The organism is Nitrospira defluvii, assembly GCF_905220995.1.
GTDB lineage: Bacteria > Nitrospirota > Nitrospiria > Nitrospirales > Nitrospiraceae > Nitrospira_A > Nitrospira_A defluvii_C.
Window position 1 is genome coordinate 466,881 of the sequence record NZ_CAJNBJ010000001.1, and the last position, 21,201, is coordinate 488,081.

Genomic DNA, 21,201 nt, shown 5'->3' on the forward strand with positions numbered 1-21,201 from the left:
GCCTAAAACTTAGCCTTCGCGTTTCATTTGATCAGCAGAGTGACCAAAAACGGCAGCACTACCCACGCCGCCAGCCGAAGGCATGAAAGTCATAGGATTGGTATGCGTTTTGCCATTGTGGACCTTGGATTGAGTGCCTGTGAAGCGGACGTTTTCGCCATTGTCGGGCAATTTAATGCCCATTTCTTCACGGACTTTTTTGAAGATTTGAGCCGTTTTCTTCAACTTCAACGTATCTGAATCCCGGATCGTCAGCATGGCGTCCTCGTGCCCTTGCTCGGCGCAAATGGCCATCGTGCAACAATTGGTCCCCGCACGGATCATCTTAAGGGTAAGATTGGCGTAGTGACAGTGCACACCAATAAAGATACACGCTTCAATTTTGTTACCCCAAATCGTAAGATTGGGGTGGTTCGGGTTGATGACTTCTTCCGGGTCAATCTTCGGATATTTGGGCCGATAGTCCGGCATGGGGATAATCATCACGTCGGGAATCTGAGCAGCAATTTCCAACACCGCCTGTGCCTTTTCAACAGCATGGTTGTTCCATGCCCACAGGACGAGAGGCCCCGGGAAAATCGTTGCATTCGGGCTCGTCAGCATTTTTCGAGCCATCTCCTCGATGACAACGTCTTCATTCGGCTCCAGAAGTCCATAATAGAGGCCTTGCCCGGGATCAGGCAACGACACCCCCAATTGAGCCGCTGACGGCGGATGGAACCCTGCCGGTCCCGGCACGATAATCCGTTCTCTCGTATCTTGTGTCGTTCCCACGCCCGTTCCCCTTTCGTACGATTACCCAACTACAGGGCTAACCAATGTTGCAGTCGTACTTTTTTCCCCATAGGTAATGTTGTCTGTCAATGCGGCCACCGGAAGCTGGTCGATCATAATCATTTTAATGGCATTATTCTTAGCCATGTTGTCACAGACCCAGACGCACTGCGCACACCCCTTGCAGCGGTCGACCGCCACATAGGCAGAACCATACTTAAAGCCTTTATCCTTCCCCATTTCGTCGCTGTACAGGATGGTATTGGCTTCTGGGCAGTACTGCGTGCACAGCTTGCAACTCTTCGCGGCGCAAATCTCAACATTGATATCGGCTACGAGATACATGGACGCTCCTTCCGCATTCCTAGTTCGCGGCGGCTGCAGCCACCGGCTCTTCCGCGCGCTTTACTTCCGGAGAAGCCCAACCGTGGTCCACCGCGTAGTTCCACCCGGCCCGCATCACCGCGACGTTCTTCTCGATCAACTCCTGCTTCTTCTTGAACTTTCTCTCGACGACGCTATCCAATGCGGCAGTACCACCAGACACCACGAATCCCTTCCCGAGGAAGCGATCTTTCACGGCCTGCTCCAAGCCAATCATATTCGTCAAACCGGTAATTGCACCAATGCACCCCATCAGTGCCATGTTGGTGGCCAAATCCATCCCGGCGACATCCAGGGAGATCTTGGTAGCTGGGAAGTAATACAGCTTGGCGCGACGTTCTTCCAATTCACGGGCCTGATCCTTGTGCAATTTCATCGGTCCATCGTTGTTGATCAGCGCAATACCGTCTTCCTTCAAGCCAAAGTAGAACGGCATGGTATACGACTTTCCGTGAGTGATGACCTGAGGATGGAAGATGATGATGATGTGCGGAAAGGTGATCTCACCGATTTCATAAATCGGCTCATCCGACACCCGCACGTAACTTTCGACCGGAGCCATCCGCTTTTCTGATCCGTAGAACGGAACAATCGTACTTTCTCCGCCCGCATTGATCACCGCGGTACTCAGAATGTGTGAGCCGGTGACGACGCCCTGGCCACCCACGCCGGCCATACGGATGTTGAATCGTTTCGCCATGCTCGATCCTCCTTAAGGAAATCCGCCCTATGCCTTCGGAAGGCTTTGGGTTTGGGCTGCCGGCTTCTGCAAAAACTCTTTGTAGCCGTACCGCTCCGTCAAATACTGCTTCGCCTCGTCGCTGATGTACTCCGTAAACTGATATCGATCGTTCTCAACATTCTTCGCATCTTCCATGACCTTGTCGGTCGGAATTGCATACTCAATGTTGCAGGAGGTGTAAGCCTGAATATAGGTGGACCCAACCTCTCTAGCGATCAGCACAGCTTTCTTGATCACGCTCTCCACTCGGCGAGGATTGTTGGGAACCACGGTCGCAACGTAGGCACACCCAGCAACCTTGGCCATCTGCAGCATGTCCATCTTCTCAAACTTCTTACCGAGCGGAGCCATCTTCAATACGGCACCGCGATTCGTCATGCCGCTTTCCTGTCCACCGGTGTTTCCATAGACTTCATTGTCCAGCATGATCGTCGTGAAGCGCTCCTTGCGGAACCAGGAGTGAAGCACCTGCTGAAACCCAATGTCGGCCGTACCACCGTCGCCGGCCATCACGACCACGTCCTTGGGTTTGTCACCGAAACGTAGACGCAGACCTCTGGACAGACCGCTCGCCACACCATTTTGGTCACCATAGTTCCCATACACAAATGGAATGGCAGCTTGTGAAATCGCCAAACGCCCGCAACCGGCGGTGCCGACGGTGATGGTATCCTCGGGGTTAGGGAATGCAATCATGGCAAGGCGAATGAAGAGGGTCATGGCGCATCCGGCGCACATTGGATGTTCCTCGAGCACTTCCTTAAAAGACCCCATCTGCGAGACAGAGACTTTTTTTCCGAAGGGACCATGCTCGACCATGTCCCGATATTCTTTCGGCATAAACTTCTCAAAGCCGTTTGAAAACTTGACGTAATCAAGGCTCATAGGATTCCCTCCCTTTTATGCGCTGGTGGCTCCGTTCCGGTCCATATTCACAACCGGACAAGCCAGGTGCAGATTAGATCGACGTTATTTGGCCTGAGTACTGAACTGCGTTCCTGAAACGGATAGGAATGTTCGAGTGCTTCTGACTTCGAACCGGTGCCGAGTGTAACAAAGCACGAAAAAATCTGTCAATCGCACCTGCACGGTAAAATCAAAGGAGCCCGTCAATCCCAGTCCATGACAATCGTAATGGAGTGCGCAAAAGCATTGCAACTTTACAGAAGGCCCACGCGAGACGAAAGAAGGCCTACTGCGAACAAGCTCGCTAGGTCCATGGCCCTAAATAGGCTTGAACGCGAAGATTTCTCCATCACCATCCGTGACAAATAAAGGTTCAATTCAGTTGCAGTTCCCTGGAGAAGCGGGTAAAGATTATCGCTTAACGTCATTGGATGACTGCGACATTATGCCGATACGAGTCCTTGTCCCGGGCGAAGAACATGGCGACCAGCATGTAGGAGGTGTCCACAAGCGGCCACCGATCCCTGACGGCTCCCTCAAGGCCGAATGTCCGAAATTCATGAGTCACGGACCATGCGGGGGCGTCCGCAGAGGGGGGTTTTGCGAAGTCTACCCGGACATGACCTGCCCCTGGGTGACGCTGTTCCATAAACTTCAAGACCTAGGCCAACTGGAATGGATGAAACAAGTCTAACTGTGCTGGGTAAGAGGTGACGGTGTGAACGGAATGGGCGGCAAGAAACCGAAGCGGAAGGGTACAACCACCAAGCTGGGCTACAACGAGCGTCACGCGAAGAGTGGGATTTCCACCGTACTGCCTGACATCGAGACGTTTCCCAATCAATACAAGGGATACGAGATTACGATTGTCATCCCAGAGTACACGGCCATCTGCCCCAAGACCAATCTGCCGGACTTTGGCACCATCACCCTTCACTATAAACCGGACAAAGCCTGCCTTGAGCTCAAAGCGCTCAAAATGTATATCCACGCCTATCGAAATATTGGCATTTTTTACGAAAATGCCGTGAACCGAATTCTGCGCGACGTCGTAGCATCCTGCCGGCCGGTCTGGGCTAAAGTCACAGGAGAATTCGCCGCTCGTGGTGGACTTCGAAGCGTGATCGAAGCCAGATACCCCGAGTAGATCACTCTATCCCTGGGCCCGAAAGGCGAGCGAGTCACCCAAGACCGGCTCGGACGCCCCACATCATCCATCATTACCGATCCCCCGTCCCATCGACGTCTCCTGGAGGACGTAACGGACAGGTTGCACGCCTCAAGTCCTACACCAAAACCACCGACATCAGACTGTCGGAGTACATGACTACCAGGCCCGGGGTACGTCCGCATTATCACGTGACCCCATACCGTCAGGCAGAGCACACCGTCTCGCCGCCGTCTACGGGCAAGTGGAAGCGGCCGGACGTGCAGGCAAAACCGCGGAACTCCCCGGGCTTTCCCAGGGCCTGCGTCCCGAACACCACGCAATCTGCGCCCTGATGCAAGACGAGCTCGACCGAACAGGACAGTCCGCAGCATGACGGAGCCCGGATCGTGACCATCCGCCGAATTTGTCAACAACTGTGGCCATTCAGGCAGGACGGACAACACAGGCCGCCCCATGGCCTGGACGACACGGAACAGGCCATGGCGCGACAGCAGTACGAGTCGAGCCTACGGGAGAGCGAAGAGAAATACCGACGCCTCTTCGAATCGTCGCGCGACGCGATCATGATTTTGTATCCACCCCGCTGGAATTTTATTACCTGCAACCCGGCCACCGTCGAGCTGTTTTGGGCAAGGGACGAAGCGCACTTCACATCCCTCGGCCCTGGCGATGTGTCTCCCGAATATCAGCCGGACGGTGAGCTGTCCATGGTCAAGGCACCCAAGGCCATCGAGGCCGCCATGCGGGAAGGCTTCTACCTGTTCGAATGGATGCACAAACGAGTCGGCGGACCGAACTTTTTGGCGACCGTCCAGTTGACCCGCATCACACTCCAAGGCGTCGAGGGATTGCAGGCCACGGTTCGCGACATTACCGAGCAACGCCGGGCCGAAACCGAACTACGCGCCTATGCAACGTTTCAGCGAGCCATTCTGGACAATGCCGGCTCAGCGATTATTTCCTGCCGGCCTGACGGCATCATACAACTGTTCAACCCGGCGGCAGAAGCGCTCCTTGGCTACACGGCCGACGAACTGATCGGCCGCCAACACCCGGGCATCTTTCATGTTCCCGAGGAAATTGTGGAGCGGGCCAGACAACTCTCCGAACAATTCGGCACGACCATCGCCACGGGATTCGACGTCTTCGTGGAAAAATGCCGACGCAATTTGCCCAATGAGCAAGAGTGGACGTACCTTCGCAAAGACGGCACCAGGAGAACGGTGCTGCTCAATATCACAGCACTGCGAGACGCTGACGGCAAGATCACGGGCTACCTCGGCGTCGCCTCCGACATTACCCCGCTCAAACGCACCGCACAGGAATTACTGCTGGCAAAGGAAGCTGCGGAGGACGCCAGCCGCACGAAGTCACAATTTCTCGCCAATATGAGCCATGAGATCCGGACGCCGATGAACGGCGTCCTCGGCATGACCGAGTTGTTGCTCACGACCGGGCTCGATATTCGGCAACGCCACCTGACACGGACCATTCAACAATCCGGCGAAGCCCTCCTGGCCATCATCAATGACATCCTCGACTTCTCCAAAATTGAAGCGGGCAAACTGCAGCTGGAACGACTGGACTTTGATCTTCAGGATACGGTGGACAATGCCGTGGAACTCTTTGCCACCCCGGCCCAACGCAAAGGGCTGGAGCTCACCTGCCACATGCCGAGTTCGATTCCGCGAACGCTTCGTGGCGACCCAATCAGGCTTCGCCAGGCACTACTGAACCTCATCAGCAATGCGCTGAAGTTTACCGCAACCGGGGAAATCAACGTGCGCATCGACGCAGTGAGCGAGACAGACACCACCGCGACCCTGCGATTCGCCGTGAAAGATTCCGGCGTCGGCATTCCAGCCGAGGCTCATCAGCGCATCTTCGAAGCCTTCTCACAAGCCGATGGCACGACCACCCGCCGCTTCGGTGGTACAGGCCTCGGACTCACGATCGTGAAGGAACTCGTTTCCCTCATGCAGGGACAGATCGGCGTGGAGAGCCAGGTCGGCCACGGCTCCACCTTTTGGTTTACGGCGGTCTTTGCGCGACAACCGCCGACCGTCCAGGAGCAACATCCGGAACATGCCCTGCTCAAACGACGAATTCTCGTCGTCGATGACACCGCCGCCAATCGCGAGATTCTGGATGATCATCTCCGCTCGTGGGGAGCGATCCCCGTGCTGGCCGCGTCCGCTGGCGAGGCGCTCGCGGAGCTTCGAGCGGCCACCGCGAAGCACCCGTTCGAGTTGGCCATTCTCGATTTTCAAATGCCGGACATGGACGGCATGCAACTGGCCCAAGCGATTCGGGCTGATCCGCAATTGGCCTCACTTCCCCTGTTGATGCTCACGTCCGTGGGGTACGACGCCGGAGCGCCTGGGGTGCCCGCAGTCGATGGCTGGGTGACCAAACCTGTCAGGAAAACCTTGTTGCAACAGGCCATTCTGGGCCTCTTCCGGACAGGACAGCGTGCACCGATACGCCGTCCGGAGCCGGTGCTATCGGAACCAGTGACAACAGGCTGCCACCCGGCACGTCTTCTCCTCGTCGAAGACACACCGGTCAACCGGGAGGTGGCTACCGGGATGTTGGACATCCTGGGATACTCTGTGCATGCCGTCGAGAACGGGTGTCTCGCGCTGGAGGCTGTCGCACGAGAACAGTTCGATCTTATTCTGATGGATTGCCAGATGCCGGTAATGGACGGCTTCACGGCCACCGCCGCCATCCGACAACAGGAGCGTCACTCAGGGGGTGGGCACCATGCCCCCATCATCGCCTTGACCGCGAATGCGATGGACGGCGATCGCACCCGCTGTCTCGCCGCCGGCATGGACGATTATCTGGCCAAGCCGTTTACGGCGGCACAACTGCACACGATCCTGAAGCAATGGCTGATTCCACCTACGGCTGACGCTCCAACTCCGTCCATACCCGCACAGACTGCGCCACGACAATCGACGCGCGAGTACGCTCCTCCTGCCAGGAAAGCGGAAATCGACAAGACCGCCTGGGAGGCGATTCGATCACTGCAACAACCAGGGCGTCCTGATATTTTGGCGAAAGTCCTCACCACGTATCTGAACGACTCCCGAATACTCGTGGAAGAGATTCGGGCTGCAGTACAGGCTCGCGATCCCGGCGCCCTCGCCAAAGCCGCGCACCGATTAAAGTCCAGCAGCGCGCAGCTCGGCGTCTTGGCCACGGCGGCTCACTGCAAAGAGCTGGAACACCTGGGACAAGTCGCCTGCCTCGACGACGCCGCCCGCCTGCTAGCCCAATTGGCTGAGACACATCAGGCCGCCTGCACCACCATCGCCGCTGAACTTCGAAGCCCATCCGCGACCTAACCGCTGGGGATTCCGCGACCCCGTTCCATCACCGACTTCTCCTACACGTCACGGCATTTCTCCTCACCATTTGCCTTGAATTCGTCAAGTTAGCTACGCCCTCGACCGATAACGGACGGATAAGTCTTACTCCATGGAGTCGTCTATGCGCTACCTTGCTAGAACCTGCAACGTGAGAGTGTTCGCAGTCGCCGGCTGCTTCTTGACGGCCACGATCCTGACGGCTCTCATCCCCCCATCCCATGCGGCCTCGCGCATTGAGAATGCTCCCTCGGTGCAAAGGGATGCCTTGCTGGATCTCCCCGAGGTGCCCCTGTCAGCCCCATCAGACGACCACGAAGCCGTGGGCCAGGAAAGTACGCTCTTTGAAGAAATTCCCTCGGTCTATGGTGCGGCCAAGTATGACCAGAAGGTAAATGAGGCGCCGGCGGCCGTCATCATCATCACGGCCGACCAGATCAAGAAATACGGCTACAGAAATTTTGCGCAGATTCTCGACAGCGTGCCGGGCTTGTTTACCAACAACGATCGAAACTACGGCTACCTGGGAATTCGCGGCTTCAATCGGCCAGGCGATTATACCTCTCGTGTCCTGCTGCTAATCGATAACCATCGACTCAACGATGCCGTGTACGACTCAGGCGGTACCAGCACGGAAATGCCGATCGATGTTGACTTGATCGACCGGGTGGAAATCATCAAAGGACCCGGATCCTCGCTATATGGCACCAATGCGTTTTTGGGTGTGGTCAACGTGATCACGAAGCAGGGACGGGACCTGAAGGGCGCCGAGGTTTCCGGGGAAGCCAGCAGCTTCAATACGTATCGAAGCCGACTCAGTTACGGCAATAAGTTTTCGAACGGGCTTGAGATGCTCCTGTCCGGCTCCTTCTCCGATAGTGAAGGGCATCGCGAGTTGTCGTACCCGGCATTCTCCTCGACCAATAACGGCATTGCGAAGGACGCGGATCGGGACAACCTAAATTTCTACACCGGCAAGCTGAGCTATGCGGATTTCACACTGACGGGCGGGTATCAATGGCGAAAGAAAAATGTGCCGACTGCCGCCTTTGGAACAGTGTTCAATGACAACCGGTTCAATACCGTCGACGAACGTTCCTATCTCGACCTGAGCTACCAACACGAATTCCTGAGCCAGATCAACGTGAAAGCACGGCTCTATTACGATCGATATTACTATCGCGCACATCTTCCCTATGACTACGCCCGAGCCGGCACTCCCCCGTTTACCATCAATAAGGATGCTGCGCACACCGACTGGTGGGGAGGCGAACTCACGCTCACAAAACGGTTCTTCGACAGCCACAAAGTCACGATCGGAACCGAGTATCGAGATCAGTTCCGTCAAAACCAAAGCAACGCGGACCTTGATCCGCCGGCCACCTACCTCGACGACAAGCGCCATTCCAGCTTTGTAGCATTTTACGTGCAGGACGAATGGGCGATTGCCGACCACCTGGTCTTGAACGCGGGGGTTCGGCACGATGAGTACAGCACCTTCGGGGGCACTACCAATCCTCGGCTGGCCCTGATCTCGAACTGGGACAAGACCACCGTGAAATTATTGTATGGGCAGGCGTTCCGGGCCCCCAATCCCTATGAACAGTTCTATGTGACGTCAACCACCTTCAAGGCCAGTCCCAATCTTAAACCGGAAAAGATCAAGACTTATGAATTCGTCGTCGAGCAGTACTTAGGGGACCATCTTCGAGCCCTCAGCAGTCTTTACCAATACAACATCTCCGGCCTAATCAGTCAGACCATCGACCAAACCGACGGCCTCCTATTTTTCAGCAATACCGACAACATCACCTCTAGGGGCATGGAACTTACATTGGAAGGGAAATGGCCGTCAGGCTTCGAAGGCCGGTTAAGCTACGCCCTGCAAACTACAAAAAACGATGACACCGATCAAAAGCTCACGAACTCCCCCCAACATCTCGGGAAAGCCAACTTAATCGTACCCATCGTAGCGGATAAGCTGTTCGCCGGGATCGAGGGCCGCTATACCAGTTCACGCCTTACCCTCGCAGGAAATAACGCCAGCCCCTTTTACATTCTCAATGTGTCGCTCTTCAGTCAACAGATCGTCAAAGGGTGGGAGCTATCCGGGCACATCAACAACCTGATGAACCAGCAATACGGCTACCCCGGCTCGGGGGAACACATACAGGATGTCATTGACCAGGATGGCCGGACATTCTGGGTGAAGCTGAAGTACCGCTTCTAAGGAACTGGCATCACCGATGCGTCGACTCATCCACCTTATAACGGCACTGGGGTTCGCGCTGGCCCTCAGCACCCTCTGGCTCACCGCGAGCCTCGATTCGGCATGCGCTGAATCCAGCCGTATCGTGGTGTTGAGCGGGCAGGACCTCAAACCTTATCAGGACGTGCTCGCAGGACTTCAACAATCGCTGACCAAACAAGGGATCAATCTGCCGGTGGAAATCCGGACTGCCCAAAGCGCCCCTTCGATTGCCGGGGTGCTGGAGGACATCAAGAAAAACGGCGCCCGGTTGGTGGTGACGCTAGGCAGTGCCGCCACACAAGCCGCCGTGCGCGACGTGGGGCAGGTGCCCATCATCGCGACCATGATTGTCACGGCCGATGACATTAACGCTGCCTCCAACGCCACAGCTGTCTTGCTCGACTTTCCCCTGGATCTCCAAATGCAGTGGCTCCACCGTATCGTCCCCGCCGCCAATACCGTCGGCGTGCTCTTTAACCCCAAGGAAAACCAGACCAAGGTGAGCCATGCTCTGCGCATCGCTAAAGAAAATGGCCTCAGCCTTGTGACTCAAGCGGTAGACACACCTCGAGCTCTTCCCGATGCGTTGGAAAACCTCTCACGCCATGTCGATGCGCTCTGGGGCATCTCGGATTCGGTCGTGATGACTCCTCAAACTGCCGAACCGATTCTGCTGAGTACGCTTCGTAACAAGATTCCGCTGGCGGGGTTGTCCGCGTCGTGGGTCAAGGCAGGCGCATTGTACGCATTAGATCGGGACTACCTCGACATCGGAAGCCAATGCGGAGAGATTGCCGGGAAAATTCTCGGGGGGATCAGTGCCTCGTCCCTTGCGCCGACATTCCCGCGCAAAGTGACCTACTCGGTGAATCTGAAAACAGCCGGTGCCATGAACCTGGAATTGCCCCAGGATGTCGTACGCGGCGCCACGCATATTTTCCAATAACTGCGGCGAGGATGACGATGATGAAGAAAGGAATCGGACTACGAGATAAGCTGAATTTCCTGAGCATTGGGCTCGTCGTCCTCACGGCAATCGGCATCGCGGCATTTGTCGTGCATCGGGAAATCACCACTCGCTACCAGGATCTGGTGAACACCGGTCTCACCACCGCCGCCATGGTCGCGCAGAACAGCGAATACGCCGTGTATACGGAAAACCAGGATGCCGTGCGGCGTGTGGTCGGCGGACTTCATGCCTTGCCGGACATCGCGTATGCCGCCGTGCTCGGCAAAGACCGGCAGCCGCTCCTGGAAGAGACCTGGGACGCCAAGATCGCCATCCCGACGACGCCGAGAACTCGCGTGCCCGCTGCGGGAGAGGTCCTGTTCGAGGAGATGGCGATGCAGCCAGGGCATCCGGCCTACATCGATATCCTGGTTCCCGTCGTGAGTCGGCCGGCGGCGGCCGCCGATCCGCTCTTTCTCGAGTCCAATGCGGCGTCGGCTCCGAGCGCAGTCATCGGCTACATTCAGCTGGGCCTCAGTCAGGAGCGGTTGCGAAAGAACCTTCAGGAATTTGTGCTCATCACGGGACTCGTCATCGGAGTCGTGTTATTGGTCGGACTCTCCATGTCGTTGATTCTGACCAGAAGCATCACTCGTCCCATCCTGGCATTAGTGGAGGCGGCCGGACACATCGCTGAAGGACGGCTCGATGTGGATGTTGCCACAGGCACACATGATGAGGTGGACCGGCTGGCCGACGCGTTCAATCGAATGACCAGCCGGTTACGGATCTCACAGAGTCAGGTGCAGGAATACCAACAGAGCTTGGAAGACAAAGTGGCTCAGCGAACGAAGCAATTGGAACTCGCATCGCAAGAGGCCCAACGACTCGCGGAACAAGCCCAGGCGGCCAGCCGGGCCAAATCACAGTTTTTAGCGAACATGAGTCATGAGATCCGGACGCCGATGAACGGCGTCCTTGGCATGACCGAGCTCTTGCTGTCGACCACCCTCGACAACCGTCAGCGCCATCTGACCAAAACCATTCAGCAATCAGGCGAAGCGCTTCTGGCGATCATCAACGACATCCTGGACTTCTCCAAAATCGAAGCGGGCAAACTCCAGCTGGAACAATTGGATTTCAATGTGCAGGAGACCGTGGAAGACGCCGTCGAGCTTTTTGCTGGCCCCGCCCAGCGGAAGCAGATCGAACTGACCTGCCAGCTGCTCGGCCCCTTCACGCACGCCCTTCGTGGTGATCCCATTCGCCTGCGGCAGGCCTTACTGAATCTCATCAGTAACGCCTTGAAGTTCACGGCGAAAGGGGAGATCAACGTCCGCGTCTATGCGGTCACCGAGACGAACACGACCGTTACCCTTCGATTCGAGGTGAAGGATACCGGCGTTGGTATTCCGGCTGAGGCTCATCAGCGCATTTTCGAAGCCTTTTCCCAAGCCGACGGCACGACCACCAGACGCTTCGGTGGCACGGGACTCGGCCTCACGATCGTTAAAGAGCTCGTGGCGCTCATGCAAGGGCAGATCGGCGTGGAGAGCCAAACGGGACAAGGTTCCATTTTCTGGTTTACGGCAGTCTTCGAGCGGCAACCGGCAGCGGCTCCCGGGCAGCAACAGGCGCCCGAACAAGCCTTACTCATGAAGCGAATCCTGGTCGTTGACGATACGCCCGCTAATCGCGAAATCTTGCATGAACATCTCCGCACTTGGGGTGCGCTTCCAACCTTGGCCGCTTCGGCACAAGAGGCATTGGTACTGCTCGGAACCGGCTCCGGCTCGACCCAGCCGTTCGACCTGGCCATTCTGGATTTGCATATGCCGGAGATGGACGGGCTGGAGTTGGCTAAAGCGATTCGCACTGATCCGCGCCTCGCCGGCTTGCCGCTCTTGATGCTGACATCGGTGGGATACGACGCCAAGACTCCCGGCACGCCTGACCTGGATGCTTGGGTGACCAAGCCCATTCGGAACACCTTGCTTCGCCAAGCCCTTCTCGGCCTGCTTCACACCAGGCATCGTGCGCCCGTTCACACGCCTGCTCCGCTTCCCTCCGCGTCCGGCCCGATCCCGTTTCAGGCCGCCCGCCTCCTCCTGGTCGAAGACACACCCGTCAACCGGGAGGTTGCACTCGGCATGCTGGACATGCTCGGGCACGTCGCTCAAGCCGTGGACAATGGACGTCTCGCTGTCGAGGCGGTCGCGCGAGAACGGTTCGATCTCGTGCTCATGGATTGTCAGATGCCGGAGATGGATGGCTTTACCGCCACGGCCACGATCCGACAACAGGAACGGGACGCAGCGGACCACCGCCACGTGCCCATCATTGCCCTCACCGCCAATGCGATGGAAGGCGATCGCGCGCGGTGTCTGGCTGCCGGTATGGATGATTATCTGGCGAAACCCTTCACGATGGCACAGCTGAGCGAGATGTTGACGCGATGGCTACGCGCACAGACACCCGCTGAACCCAGGGAGCCAGCCTCGTTCCAATCGGCCGGCTCGGACGACGCACCGCCTGACCAACCCCCGCCTCCCGCCCCTGCCGAGATTGACAAGACGGCCTGGGACTCGATCCTTGCGCTTCAACGGCCGGGACGTCCCGATATTTTGGCAAAAGTTCTGACGGCCTATCTGAACGATTCGCGCACACTGGTCGAGGAGATTCGCACTGCCGTTCAGACCCAAGACGCGGTGGCCCTTGCCAAGGCGGCGCATCGGTTAAAGTCCAGCAGTGCGCAACTCGGCGCCTTGGCCACGGCCGCCCATTGCAAAGAATTGGAACACCTGGGACGCCTCGCGCGCCTCGACGGGACTCCCGGCCTGCTGGCCCAGCTGACCGACGCCCACCAGGCCGTCTGCGCCGCGATGACCAGCGAGCTCTTGCAACGCACAGCCGCCTGATTCGTCACTCACATCCCTTCGTGACTTGCGAACCACGCCGGTCCGCGCTAGTCTGAGCCCACCCATGGCTACCTATGCAATCGGCGACCTTCAAGGCTGCTTCAACTCCCTTACACGACTCACGAAGACGATTCAGTTCGACCCGAAGCATGACCGGCTGTGGTTTGTCGGCGATCTCGTCAACCGGGGACCCGACTCTCTCAAGGTTCTGCGCTACATTCGTGCTCTCGGCCCCGCGGCCATCACGGTTCTTGGCAATCACGACCTCTTCCTGCTCGCGGTTGCCGCCGGGCTGACGCCTCCTCGACCCAGTGACACCCTCACCCCAATTCTCGAGGCGCCGGACTGCCGCGATTTGACGCAGTGGTTACGCCAGCAACCGCTGCTGTATCGAGAAGGCGACTTCCTGTTGGTCCATGCGGGACTGCTGCCTGCCTGGACTGTCGAACAGGCAGAGGAATTGGCCGACGAGGCGCATACCGCGATACGAGGAGACCAATTTGTGACGACCTTGCGCGCGCTCCATCCAAGCGGCTCGTTGCAATGGCGCCCTGATCTTAGGGGCCCGGTTCGGGCAGCGACCATCATCAAAGTGCTGACCCGACTGAGAGCCTGTTCACGAGAAGGGAATATGGAATCGTCCTTCTCGGGACCACCCGATGAGACCCCGGATGGGTTTCAACCCTGGTTCGATGTGCCCGGCCGGCGTAGTGCGGCGACGACCATCGTCTTCGGACACTGGGCCGCCATGGGCTTAAGGCTTACGCCGAACATGTTGGCATTGGATAGCGGCTGCGTGTACGGGAGACAGCTCACGGCGGTGCGTCTGGATGATGGGAAAGTTTTTCAGGTGGGCTGCGAGGAGACTCGTGGCCGAAAGTGACCAGTCGGCTATGGCCGAGCGGCCTCGGTATACCGACCGACCCTTTCCAGCCTACCGATTCCTTCCTGGCCGAACGCCACATCCTCGGCGCCATCCGCAAGGCCATTCATTCGAACTGTCCGAACCTCAGCCCCGCCCGTTTGACCCGCATCAATGGATGACGTCCGAGGACTATCTCTACGGCATCGATCTCTATAACTGGACCTATTGGTGGGAATCGCACGAGATTTTTGAAGCGTTCTGGCATGCGTACGGACGCAGCACACAGGCCGGCAATTTCTTTCAGGCGCTCATTCAATGCGCCGCCGCGAACCTCAAACGTGAACTGGGTCACGAGCAGGCGACGCAAAATCTCGTTTCACGGGTGCTCGCTCGCCTGAGGGATTGCCCCGTCCAATATATGGGCCTGGATACAGAGAGTCTCGCTGAACAATTCGTGCACTGGCTCAACAAGAGCGAGCCAAACGTGCACATCCTGTTCACGTTGTCGAAAGAGGGCGGAAAAACAGGGAGTCGCTGAAAGCAAAGAGCGAAGCCGGCTGATCAGTGGTAACTTTCGGAATCGGAGGGGAATACCCCCTTCTCCACGTCTTCCTTGTACCGACGAAGAGCCTGGAGCGCCTCGGCCTTGAGGTTGCCGTAGGGCTTCACAAACTTCGGCACGAACTCGTCAAACAATCCCAGCAAATCATAGAGCACCAGCACTTGCCCGTCGCAGTGGGGCCCTGCTCCAATGCCGATGGTGGGTATCGTGAGCGCCTCACTCACCGTCTTCGCCAGTCCCGCGGGAATGGCCTCCAGGACGATGGCCGAAGCACCTGCCCCTTCCAGCGCGCGCGCATCCTCTAACAGCTGTAGCGCACGGTCTTTGCCCTTTCCCTGCACCCTGTAGCCGCCATACTGCTGGACTGACTGAGGCGTCATTCCGAGATGCCCGATCACCGGAATGCCGACGTTCGTCATCGCCGTCACACGATCCGTTACCGCCGCACCACCCTCCAATTTCACCGCATGAGCTCCAACTTGAAGGAGTCGCCCCGCATTTCGCACCGCTTCTTCCTGGCTCACCTGGTACGAAAGAAACGGCATGTCGCCGATGACCAGTGCGCGCTGGACAGCCCCTGCCACCAGCTTGGTGTGGTACAGCATCTCGTCCATGGTCACGGAGAGCGTGTTTACCTTGCCTTGCACGACCACGCCCAGCGAGTCGCCCACGAGAATGACGTCGATCCCTGCTTGTTCGACGATACGGGCGAAAAGGGCATCATAGGCCGTCACCACCGTAATCTTGCGTCCATCGCGCTTGCACTTCAGCAAGTCCGGGACCGTCATCACCCGAGCTCGGCTTTCGTCAGAATTTCCGGCAATCGTTCGGTGGATTTGATGGCCATAATGTGGACGCCATCGCAGTAGGGACGGACGGCCTTGATCGTTCGCACGGCAATCTCCACGCCGGCATCGAGCGCCCGCTTATCGCCTGCGGCGCGCATTTCGTCGATCATCTCCTGCGGGACACAGACGCCGGGGATATTGGCGTTCATGAATTCCGCCATCTTGGCATTCCGCAACAACAGAATCCCCGCGAGCACCTTCACCTTGAACGGACGCACCGCGTCCATGAACTTCTTGAATTGTTCCGGCTGATAAATCGCCTGGGTCTGGAAAAACTGCGCGCCGGCGCGCACCTTGACCTCGAATTTGACCAGCATCGGTCCCAGCGGATCTGCTTCCGGCGTGACCGCCCCGCCGATCGTAAAGTCGGTAGAACCATCGAGCTTGTTGCCCGCATAATCCTTGCCGTTGTTCAGTCCCGTCACCAGTTGCATGACCTGGACTGAGTCGAGGTCGTAGACCGGTTTCGCATCCTTGTGATCACCGACCGTCGGGTAGTCTCCGGTCAGACAGAGGATGTTCCGGATGCCCAGCATATGCGCGCCCATGAGATCGGACTGCATCGCTATGCGATTGCGGTCCCGGCAGGTCAACTGCATCACCGGATCATGGCCCAGCTCATACAAGATCCGGCACACCGGTAAGGATCCTGCCCGCACGATCGCGGCGGTATTGTCGGTGACGTTGACCCCGTGCACGCGGCCAACCAGTGACTTTGCGCTTTCGACCACGTGGGTGAGGTTGGTACCCTTCGGCGGGTTATATTCCACCGTGACGGCAAACTCCCCCTGCGCCAGCACATCCTTGAGTCGCCGCGGCTCCCGGCTCATCGAGATTTCCCCTGCATGGTTTGTGGTCTCCCTATCCTCCAGCCCATCCCTACCCCATTTGAAAAAGGGCGGATTGGGACGTCCCGAGTGCGCGCATCGACCGAGCGCATTCTGATCGTGCGCGGTCTGCGAGCAACGGGCGCGTCCCGATCGACCTATTTCATCCCTGCCATTCTCTTAGCAGATTCAACGGTATTGTCGAGCAACATCGCAATCGTCATCGGCCCGACGCCACCCGGCACCGGGCTGATCCACCCCGCTTTTTGGCTGACCGGCTCGAAATCCACGTCGCCGCAGAGCTTCCCGTCCGGCCCCTTGTTGGTCCCCACATCAATGACCACCGCCCCCTCTCGAACCATATCCGCCGTCACGAACTTCGCCTTCCCGATCGCGACCAACAGGAGATCGGCCTCGCGGCAAACCGCCGCAAGATCTTTGGTTTTCGAATGACAGATCGTGACCGTGGCATTCCGCTGGAGCAACATCAACGCCAGCGGTTTGCCCACGATATTGCTCCGCCCGACGACGACCGCCCGCTTGCCCTCAATCGCAACTCCGGCCGACTCGATCATCTTGATGACACCCTTCGGGGTACAAGCTTCAAACACCGGATTGCCTTCGACTAACCGACCGAAGTTGTACGGATGGAACCCATCGGCATCCTTGTTCGGCGACACCGCCTCCAGCACAACGCGACTCTCGATATGCTTGGGCAGCGGCAGCTGAACTAAGATGCCATGAATCTTCGGGTCCGCATTTTTCTTTTCGATCAACGCCAGCAACTCGGCCTGCGATGTGCTGGCCGGCAGTTTGTGATCGTCGACATAAATCCCCGCTAATTCGCAGGCCTTTTGTTTATTTTTGACGTAGACGTGCGATGCAGGATCGTCCCCCACCAGAATGGTCGCCAGCCCGGGCTTGACTCCTGTTTTGGCCAGCACCGCGGCCGACTCCACGGCCAGTCGTTCCCGGACCTGCTGCGCCAACGCTTTCCCATCAATAATCCGTGCAGCCACAATATCCTCCCTGGCCTGAATGACAGCAAAAAGTGTGGGCACCATAGCAGGCAATTTTTCATCAAGTCAACGCTGGCAGGGACCCGACAGCCACACCCCGCCATCATGGCGAATCAGTACCGACGAACGCGACGTCGTCACACATGTCGGCCAGACCGTCCACCCTTCGCCACCGCCTTTGCATCGCTTCCTTGACAGTCTTCCAGACCCTTGGCTACGATGCAGCAACAGCATCGTCTGTCCGACACCTTCGCTGATGAGATCCACCACCATGCGTCACCGTGTCTCGTCCCGGCCATTCCGCCGCCGTCTCGGGCTTGCTCTCGCTTGGGCAGCAGGTGTGCTCCTGACCGGTTCAGGGGCCTGGGCCCTGCAAGTGAGCGGATTGGAATCGCCGCACAGCTTCTTGGCCGATCCCGCGTCACGGTCGTATTTTATTTCAAATATCAACGGTGAGCCGGACGCCCGCGACAACAACGGCTTCATCACCAAACTGAGCGACGATGGGCGCATCACCGCCTTCAAATTCATCGAGGGTGGCCAGGGAGACGTGACCCTCCATGCCCCGAAAGGCATGGCCGTTGTGGATCAGGTCCTGTACGTCACGGACTTGGATTCCCTGCGGGCCTTCGACAAGACGAGCGGCAAACCGCTCGCAACCTTGGTGCTTCCCCGCCCGACCGATGGGAAGGTCGCCCAGTCGCTCGTCGGCATCGCCCCCGACGGCCACGGCCATCTCTACCTGGCCGACCAGGGTGGCAATGCGATTTACCGGGTTGATCTCACGCCGACGCCGACCCTCACGCTGTACCTGTCAGGGGCTCACTTGGCGGGGCCCTCGGGAGTCGCCGTGAATCCCAAAACCGGCCATCTGGCCGTGGTCAGTTATGACTCCGGCAAAATCTTCGACATCACGCCTGAAGGCACCCTCAGCGAACTCGCCTCGAACGGATTTTTTACCGGGCGGTTCCAAAATTTGAGCGGCGTGGATTTCGACCGATGGGGTAGCATGTACGTCGCCGACGTCACGAAGGGAAAGATCTGGCGGATGCTGCCAAACAACAAGTTTCAAGTGATCGCGGAGTATCTCCCTGGCCCCTCGGATATCGGAATCGACCGCGTGAATCACTTGATTCTCGTGCCCTACCAGGACTCGAACGCGGCCGAGGTCAACGGCCTCGAATCTCCCACCGCGGCGACCGGCGACCGCGCCAAACGCACACTGGCAGACTACGGGTTCGTCGAGCCGAAAAAGTCTGAAAAGGAAGGATCATCACGCAAATGAGCCGATGTGTGTATTGCAACCAGCGTAAGGGGAAACGCTCCTGCCCCGCCCTGACCGGTTTGATTTGCAGCCAATGTTGCGGGGAGCATCGGCTTACACGCATCACCTGCCCGCCCGACTGCGATTATCTCGATACCGGAAGCGACTATCAGCAGAAACGTCTGGGCGAACAGTTCGCCCCGGTCCGACGTGAACTCTACCGCCAACTCAGCGTGGCGGGAGGCGAGAAGGCTGCGGCCCTGTTCAATTTGATCGAAGTCGTCACCTTCGGTTACTTCCACGACCGTCGTGACGGACAGGACGCTGAAGTCTTCGCCGCCATCCAGGCCCTGCGCCGCACCTTGAGCCCGCTCCATGTCCCATCCGCACCCATGCCGGTGTTTGCCGAGCGCCTCAAAAAGGAATACGACACCTTCGTGAAACAGCAACCGCAACAGATCACCGACGCCGGCTCAGCCCCGGAGATTCTTGATCGCGCACTGGCTCTGCTGACCGAATTTTCCGGCCAGGACTTTCAGTCACGCCGGTTTCTGAATGGGATGATCGGCTACGTCAAAACTTTCCACCCCGAGATTGCCGAACATCTGACCAAACAACACGAAGCGGGCCGGATTGTGCTTCCCGGACAGTTGACCCCGCCGCCGGAGCCCCCCCACGTCCATGGCCCCGAGTGCCACCATCATCACCACTAGGGACGACCACCGCCCACCGGAATACAGCCGCAGCCCAGACCACCGACAGAGGATCACTCACGCTCGCCCGTCGCATCCTCATTCTTCCCCTTTAGTCACCCGTCAGTTCTGCCGATACAGTTGAGCCACATTCTGCACCCGGGACAGGATGCAGGCGGGGTCCTACGTCATAACTTATTGAAACCTATGAGCACATTCCTCAACGGTCTGCCCTCACCTGCTCTGCACGGCGCACAACGCCGACAGAACGGTAGGAAAGAGCCCCTGAGCGACTTCAGGCGTGAACCCCATCGATTGGCACCGGCACGGATCTGCGTTGCTCGACGGCACGACTGCACGAAGAGGAAGGCGCCTCATCGGCAACAGACGTGAAGGGTGGGCCAGCCACAATGGGCCGTCTCAACGCATCCTCACACACCAATCACGCCCCCCTGGTGGGGAAGCATTGCTGGACAGACATCATTAACGAGGAGAATCTCCCATGCACGTCACCACCACCCGTCTACGAGCCGATCAGTCTTGGTCCCCGGCCCAGCTGTCTCAACTCGATTCCGACGCCACCCTCCTGCTACTGTTCGGCGCACCAAGCCTGATCGACAAACCGGAACGTCTCCGTCGGGTGCTCGACGCCTGCCCCCGAAGTTCCGTGCTGGGCTGCTCGACCGCAGGGGAAATTCACGGACGTGAGATTTCAGATGATAGCCTGGTCGTGGCAGCCGTGCGCTTCGATCACACCACGCTCCGCAACGCCAACGCATCCGTGCAGACTTCCGCGGACTCCTACGCGGCCGGATGCGCCATCGCCGGGCAACTCAAACAGTCGACGCTTCGAGGCGTACTCGTGCTCTCGGACGGCCTGAACGTCAACGGCAGCGAACTCGTCAAAGGCCTCAACGATACGCTGGGAGGAGACGTCGTGGTCACCGGCGGTCTGGCCGGAGATGGGACCGACTTTAAGCGGACCTGGGTCATCAAAGATCGAGCGCTGGTCGGTGGGTATGTCACGGCGATCGGTTTGTATGGTGACCACGTCAAGCTCGGACACGGCTCCAAGGGCGGATGGGACAAGTTCGGGCCGGAGCGGCTAGTGACCAAGTCCAAAGGGAATGTGCTGTACGAGTTGGATGGACGCCCAGCTTTGCAGTTATACAAGGAATATTTAGGGGATCGCGCTGCCGGTCTCCCGGCGACGGGCCTTCTCTTCCCTCTCGCGATTCGAACGTCCGCCTCTGACGGGAAAGTCTTGGTGCGCACCATTTTGGCGGTCGACGAAACCGCGCAGTCCATGACCTTCGCGGGGGACATGCCGGAGGGCGTGCTGGCGCAGTTGATGCGCGCAAACTTCGACCGATTGGTTCAAGGGGCTTCCGAAGCGGCGACCCTTGCCGTCGACCACCAGAACGACGCAGCAACACCGTCTCCTACCCTCTCCATCGCCATCAGCTGCGTGGGGCGACGGTTGGTTCTCGGGGAACGGACAGAGGAAGAGATTGAAGCCACCTTGGACATTCTGCCGAAAGGCAGCAGTCAGGTCGGCTTCTACTCCTATGGCGAAATTTCGCCTTACAAGAGCGGAGTCTGCGATCTCCATAATCAAACCATGACCTTGACGACCATCTCCGAACACTAACGCC

The 21,201-nt window shown here is 58.1% G+C and carries 18 protein-coding genes; 11 read left to right on the forward strand and 7 right to left on the reverse strand.

The annotated features are described in order from the left end of the window. Nucleotides 1-9: 9 nt before the first annotated feature. The 4 genes from KJA79_RS02225 to KJA79_RS02240 are packed head-to-tail and all read right to left on the reverse strand — an operon-like array spanning nt 10 to nt 2,785. Nucleotides 10-774 (reverse strand): carbon monoxide dehydrogenase beta subunit family protein, encoded by a 765-nt coding sequence (locus KJA79_RS02225; protein ID WP_213040363.1) that lies wholly within the window; start codon nt 772-774, stop codon nt 10-12. A gap of 21 nt (nt 775-795) precedes the next feature. Beyond that, the gene (locus tag KJA79_RS02230) at nt 796-1,119 is read right to left on the reverse strand and encodes a hypothetical protein (protein WP_213040364.1); all 324 of its coding nucleotides are present in this window, start codon (nt 1,117-1,119) and stop codon (nt 796-798) included. Between the two features lie 19 nt (nt 1,120-1,138). Next, nucleotides 1,139-1,858: a 2-oxoacid:ferredoxin oxidoreductase subunit gamma family protein gene (locus KJA79_RS02235; protein WP_213040365.1), complete on the reverse strand. Its 720-nt coding sequence runs from the start codon at nt 1,856-1,858 to the stop codon at nt 1,139-1,141. A 27-nt stretch (nt 1,859-1,885) separates the two neighbouring features. Beyond that, the gene (locus KJA79_RS02240; RefSeq protein WP_213040366.1) at nt 1,886-2,785 is read right to left on the reverse strand and encodes a thiamine pyrophosphate-dependent enzyme; all 900 of its coding nucleotides are present in this window, start codon (nt 2,783-2,785) and stop codon (nt 1,886-1,888) included. A gap of 466 nt (nt 2,786-3,251) precedes the next feature. On the opposite strand from KJA79_RS02240, the gene KJA79_RS23255 reads away from it, so the two are divergent. The 8 genes from KJA79_RS23255 (at nt 3,252) to KJA79_RS02280 (ending at nt 14,872) form a co-directional block, all read left to right on the forward strand. After that, on the forward strand, nt 3,252-3,500 hold the full coding sequence (locus KJA79_RS23255; protein WP_425518091.1) for a methylenetetrahydrofolate reductase C-terminal domain-containing protein: 249 nt from the start codon (nt 3,252-3,254) through the stop codon (nt 3,498-3,500). A gap of 33 nt (nt 3,501-3,533) precedes the next feature. Next, a complete protein-coding gene (gene queF / locus KJA79_RS02250; protein ID WP_213041349.1) occupies nt 3,534-3,953 on the forward strand; it encodes a preQ(1) synthase in 420 nt (139 codons plus the stop codon). Nucleotides 3,954-4,456: 503 nt separating this feature from the next. Continuing rightward, the gene (locus KJA79_RS02255) at nt 4,457-7,330 is read left to right on the forward strand and encodes a response regulator (protein WP_213040368.1); all 2,874 of its coding nucleotides are present in this window, start codon (nt 4,457-4,459) and stop codon (nt 7,328-7,330) included. A 172-nt stretch (nt 7,331-7,502) separates the two neighbouring features. Continuing rightward, a complete protein-coding gene (locus tag KJA79_RS02260) occupies nt 7,503-9,581 on the forward strand; it encodes a TonB-dependent receptor plug domain-containing protein (protein ID WP_213040369.1) in 2,079 nt (692 codons plus the stop codon). A gap of 16 nt (nt 9,582-9,597) precedes the next feature. Next, a complete protein-coding gene (locus KJA79_RS02265) occupies nt 9,598-10,548 on the forward strand; it encodes an ABC transporter substrate-binding protein (protein WP_213040370.1) in 951 nt (316 codons plus the stop codon). A 17-nt stretch (nt 10,549-10,565) separates the two neighbouring features. Beyond that, nucleotides 10,566-13,469 (forward strand): response regulator, encoded by a 2,904-nt coding sequence (locus tag KJA79_RS02270; protein WP_213040371.1) that lies wholly within the window; start codon nt 10,566-10,568, stop codon nt 13,467-13,469. Nucleotides 13,470-13,533: 64 nt separating this feature from the next. Further along, the gene (locus KJA79_RS02275; RefSeq protein WP_213040372.1) at nt 13,534-14,352 is read left to right on the forward strand and encodes a symmetrical bis(5'-nucleosyl)-tetraphosphatase; all 819 of its coding nucleotides are present in this window, start codon (nt 13,534-13,536) and stop codon (nt 14,350-14,352) included. After that, on the forward strand, nt 14,339-14,872 hold the full coding sequence (locus tag KJA79_RS02280) for a DUF309 domain-containing protein (protein WP_213040373.1): 534 nt from the start codon (nt 14,339-14,341) through the stop codon (nt 14,870-14,872). Before KJA79_RS02275 ends, KJA79_RS02280 begins: the two co-directional genes overlap by 14 nt. 23 nt (nt 14,873-14,895) lie before the next feature. Here KJA79_RS02280 and panB read toward each other — a convergent pair whose 3' ends face one another. The 3 genes from panB to folD form a co-directional block, all read right to left on the reverse strand. Next, on the reverse strand, nt 14,896-15,684 hold the full coding sequence (gene panB / locus KJA79_RS02285) for a 3-methyl-2-oxobutanoate hydroxymethyltransferase (protein WP_213040374.1): 789 nt from the start codon (nt 15,682-15,684) through the stop codon (nt 14,896-14,898). After that, on the reverse strand, nt 15,684-16,574 hold the full coding sequence (locus KJA79_RS02290) for a methylenetetrahydrofolate reductase (protein ID WP_213040375.1): 891 nt from the start codon (nt 16,572-16,574) through the stop codon (nt 15,684-15,686). The genes panB and KJA79_RS02290 overlap by 1 nt, the downstream gene beginning before the upstream one ends. Before the next feature lie 155 nt (nt 16,575-16,729). Then, nucleotides 16,730-17,590, reverse strand: coding sequence for a bifunctional methylenetetrahydrofolate dehydrogenase/methenyltetrahydrofolate cyclohydrolase FolD (folD, locus tag KJA79_RS02295; RefSeq protein ID WP_213040376.1), 861 nt, complete (start codon nt 17,588-17,590; stop codon nt 16,730-16,732). 271 nt (nt 17,591-17,861) lie between these two features. Here folD and KJA79_RS02300 point away from each other — a divergent pair, with 271 nt between their 5' ends. The 3 genes from KJA79_RS02300 to KJA79_RS02310 all read left to right on the forward strand — a co-directional run bounded on the left by KJA79_RS02300 (nt 17,862) and on the right by KJA79_RS02310 (nt 21,197). Beyond that, nucleotides 17,862-18,875, forward strand: a complete 1,014-nt coding sequence (locus KJA79_RS02300) for an NHL repeat-containing protein (protein WP_213040377.1) — start codon at nt 17,862-17,864, stop codon at nt 18,873-18,875. After that, nucleotides 18,872-19,567 (forward strand): hypothetical protein, encoded by a 696-nt coding sequence (locus KJA79_RS02305; RefSeq protein ID WP_213040378.1) that lies wholly within the window; start codon nt 18,872-18,874, stop codon nt 19,565-19,567. Before KJA79_RS02300 ends, KJA79_RS02305 begins: the two co-directional genes overlap by 4 nt. Nucleotides 19,568-20,048: 481 nt before the next feature. Next, the gene (locus KJA79_RS02310; RefSeq protein ID WP_213040379.1) at nt 20,049-21,197 is read left to right on the forward strand and encodes an FIST signal transduction protein; all 1,149 of its coding nucleotides are present in this window, start codon (nt 20,049-20,051) and stop codon (nt 21,195-21,197) included. Nucleotides 21,198-21,201 lie beyond the last annotated feature (4 nt).

Coding starts and splice junctions, on each gene's coding strand:
- KJA79_RS02230 (WP_213040364.1), bottom strand. CDS start 1,119: ATGTATCTCGTAGCCGATATCAATGTTGAGATTTGCGCCGCGAAGAGT.
- KJA79_RS02235 (WP_213040365.1), bottom strand. CDS start 1,858: ATGGCGAAACGATTCAACATCCGTATGGCCGGCGTGGGTGGCCAGGGC.
- KJA79_RS02240 (WP_213040366.1), bottom strand. CDS start 2,785: ATGAGCCTTGATTACGTCAAGTTTTCAAACGGCTTTGAGAAGTTTATG.
- KJA79_RS23255 (WP_425518091.1), top strand. CDS start 3,252: ATGCCGATACGAGTCCTTGTCCCGGGCGAAGAACATGGCGACCAGCAT.
- queF (WP_213041349.1), top strand. CDS start 3,534: ATGGGCGGCAAGAAACCGAAGCGGAAGGGTACAACCACCAAGCTGGGC.
- KJA79_RS02255 (WP_213040368.1), top strand. CDS start 4,457: ATGGCGCGACAGCAGTACGAGTCGAGCCTACGGGAGAGCGAAGAGAAA.
- KJA79_RS02265 (WP_213040370.1), top strand. CDS start 9,598: ATGCGTCGACTCATCCACCTTATAACGGCACTGGGGTTCGCGCTGGCC.
- KJA79_RS02270 (WP_213040371.1), top strand. CDS start 10,566: ATGATGAAGAAAGGAATCGGACTACGAGATAAGCTGAATTTCCTGAGC.
- KJA79_RS02275 (WP_213040372.1), top strand. CDS start 13,534: ATGGCTACCTATGCAATCGGCGACCTTCAAGGCTGCTTCAACTCCCTT.
- panB (WP_213040374.1), bottom strand. CDS start 15,684: ATGACGGTCCCGGACTTGCTGAAGTGCAAGCGCGATGGACGCAAGATT.
- KJA79_RS02290 (WP_213040375.1), bottom strand. CDS start 16,574: ATGAGCCGGGAGCCGCGGCGACTCAAGGATGTGCTGGCGCAGGGGGAG.
- KJA79_RS02300 (WP_213040377.1), top strand. CDS start 17,862: ATGCGTCACCGTGTCTCGTCCCGGCCATTCCGCCGCCGTCTCGGGCTT.
- KJA79_RS02305 (WP_213040378.1), top strand. CDS start 18,872: ATGAGCCGATGTGTGTATTGCAACCAGCGTAAGGGGAAACGCTCCTGC.
- KJA79_RS02310 (WP_213040379.1), top strand. CDS start 20,049: ATGCACGTCACCACCACCCGTCTACGAGCCGATCAGTCTTGGTCCCCG.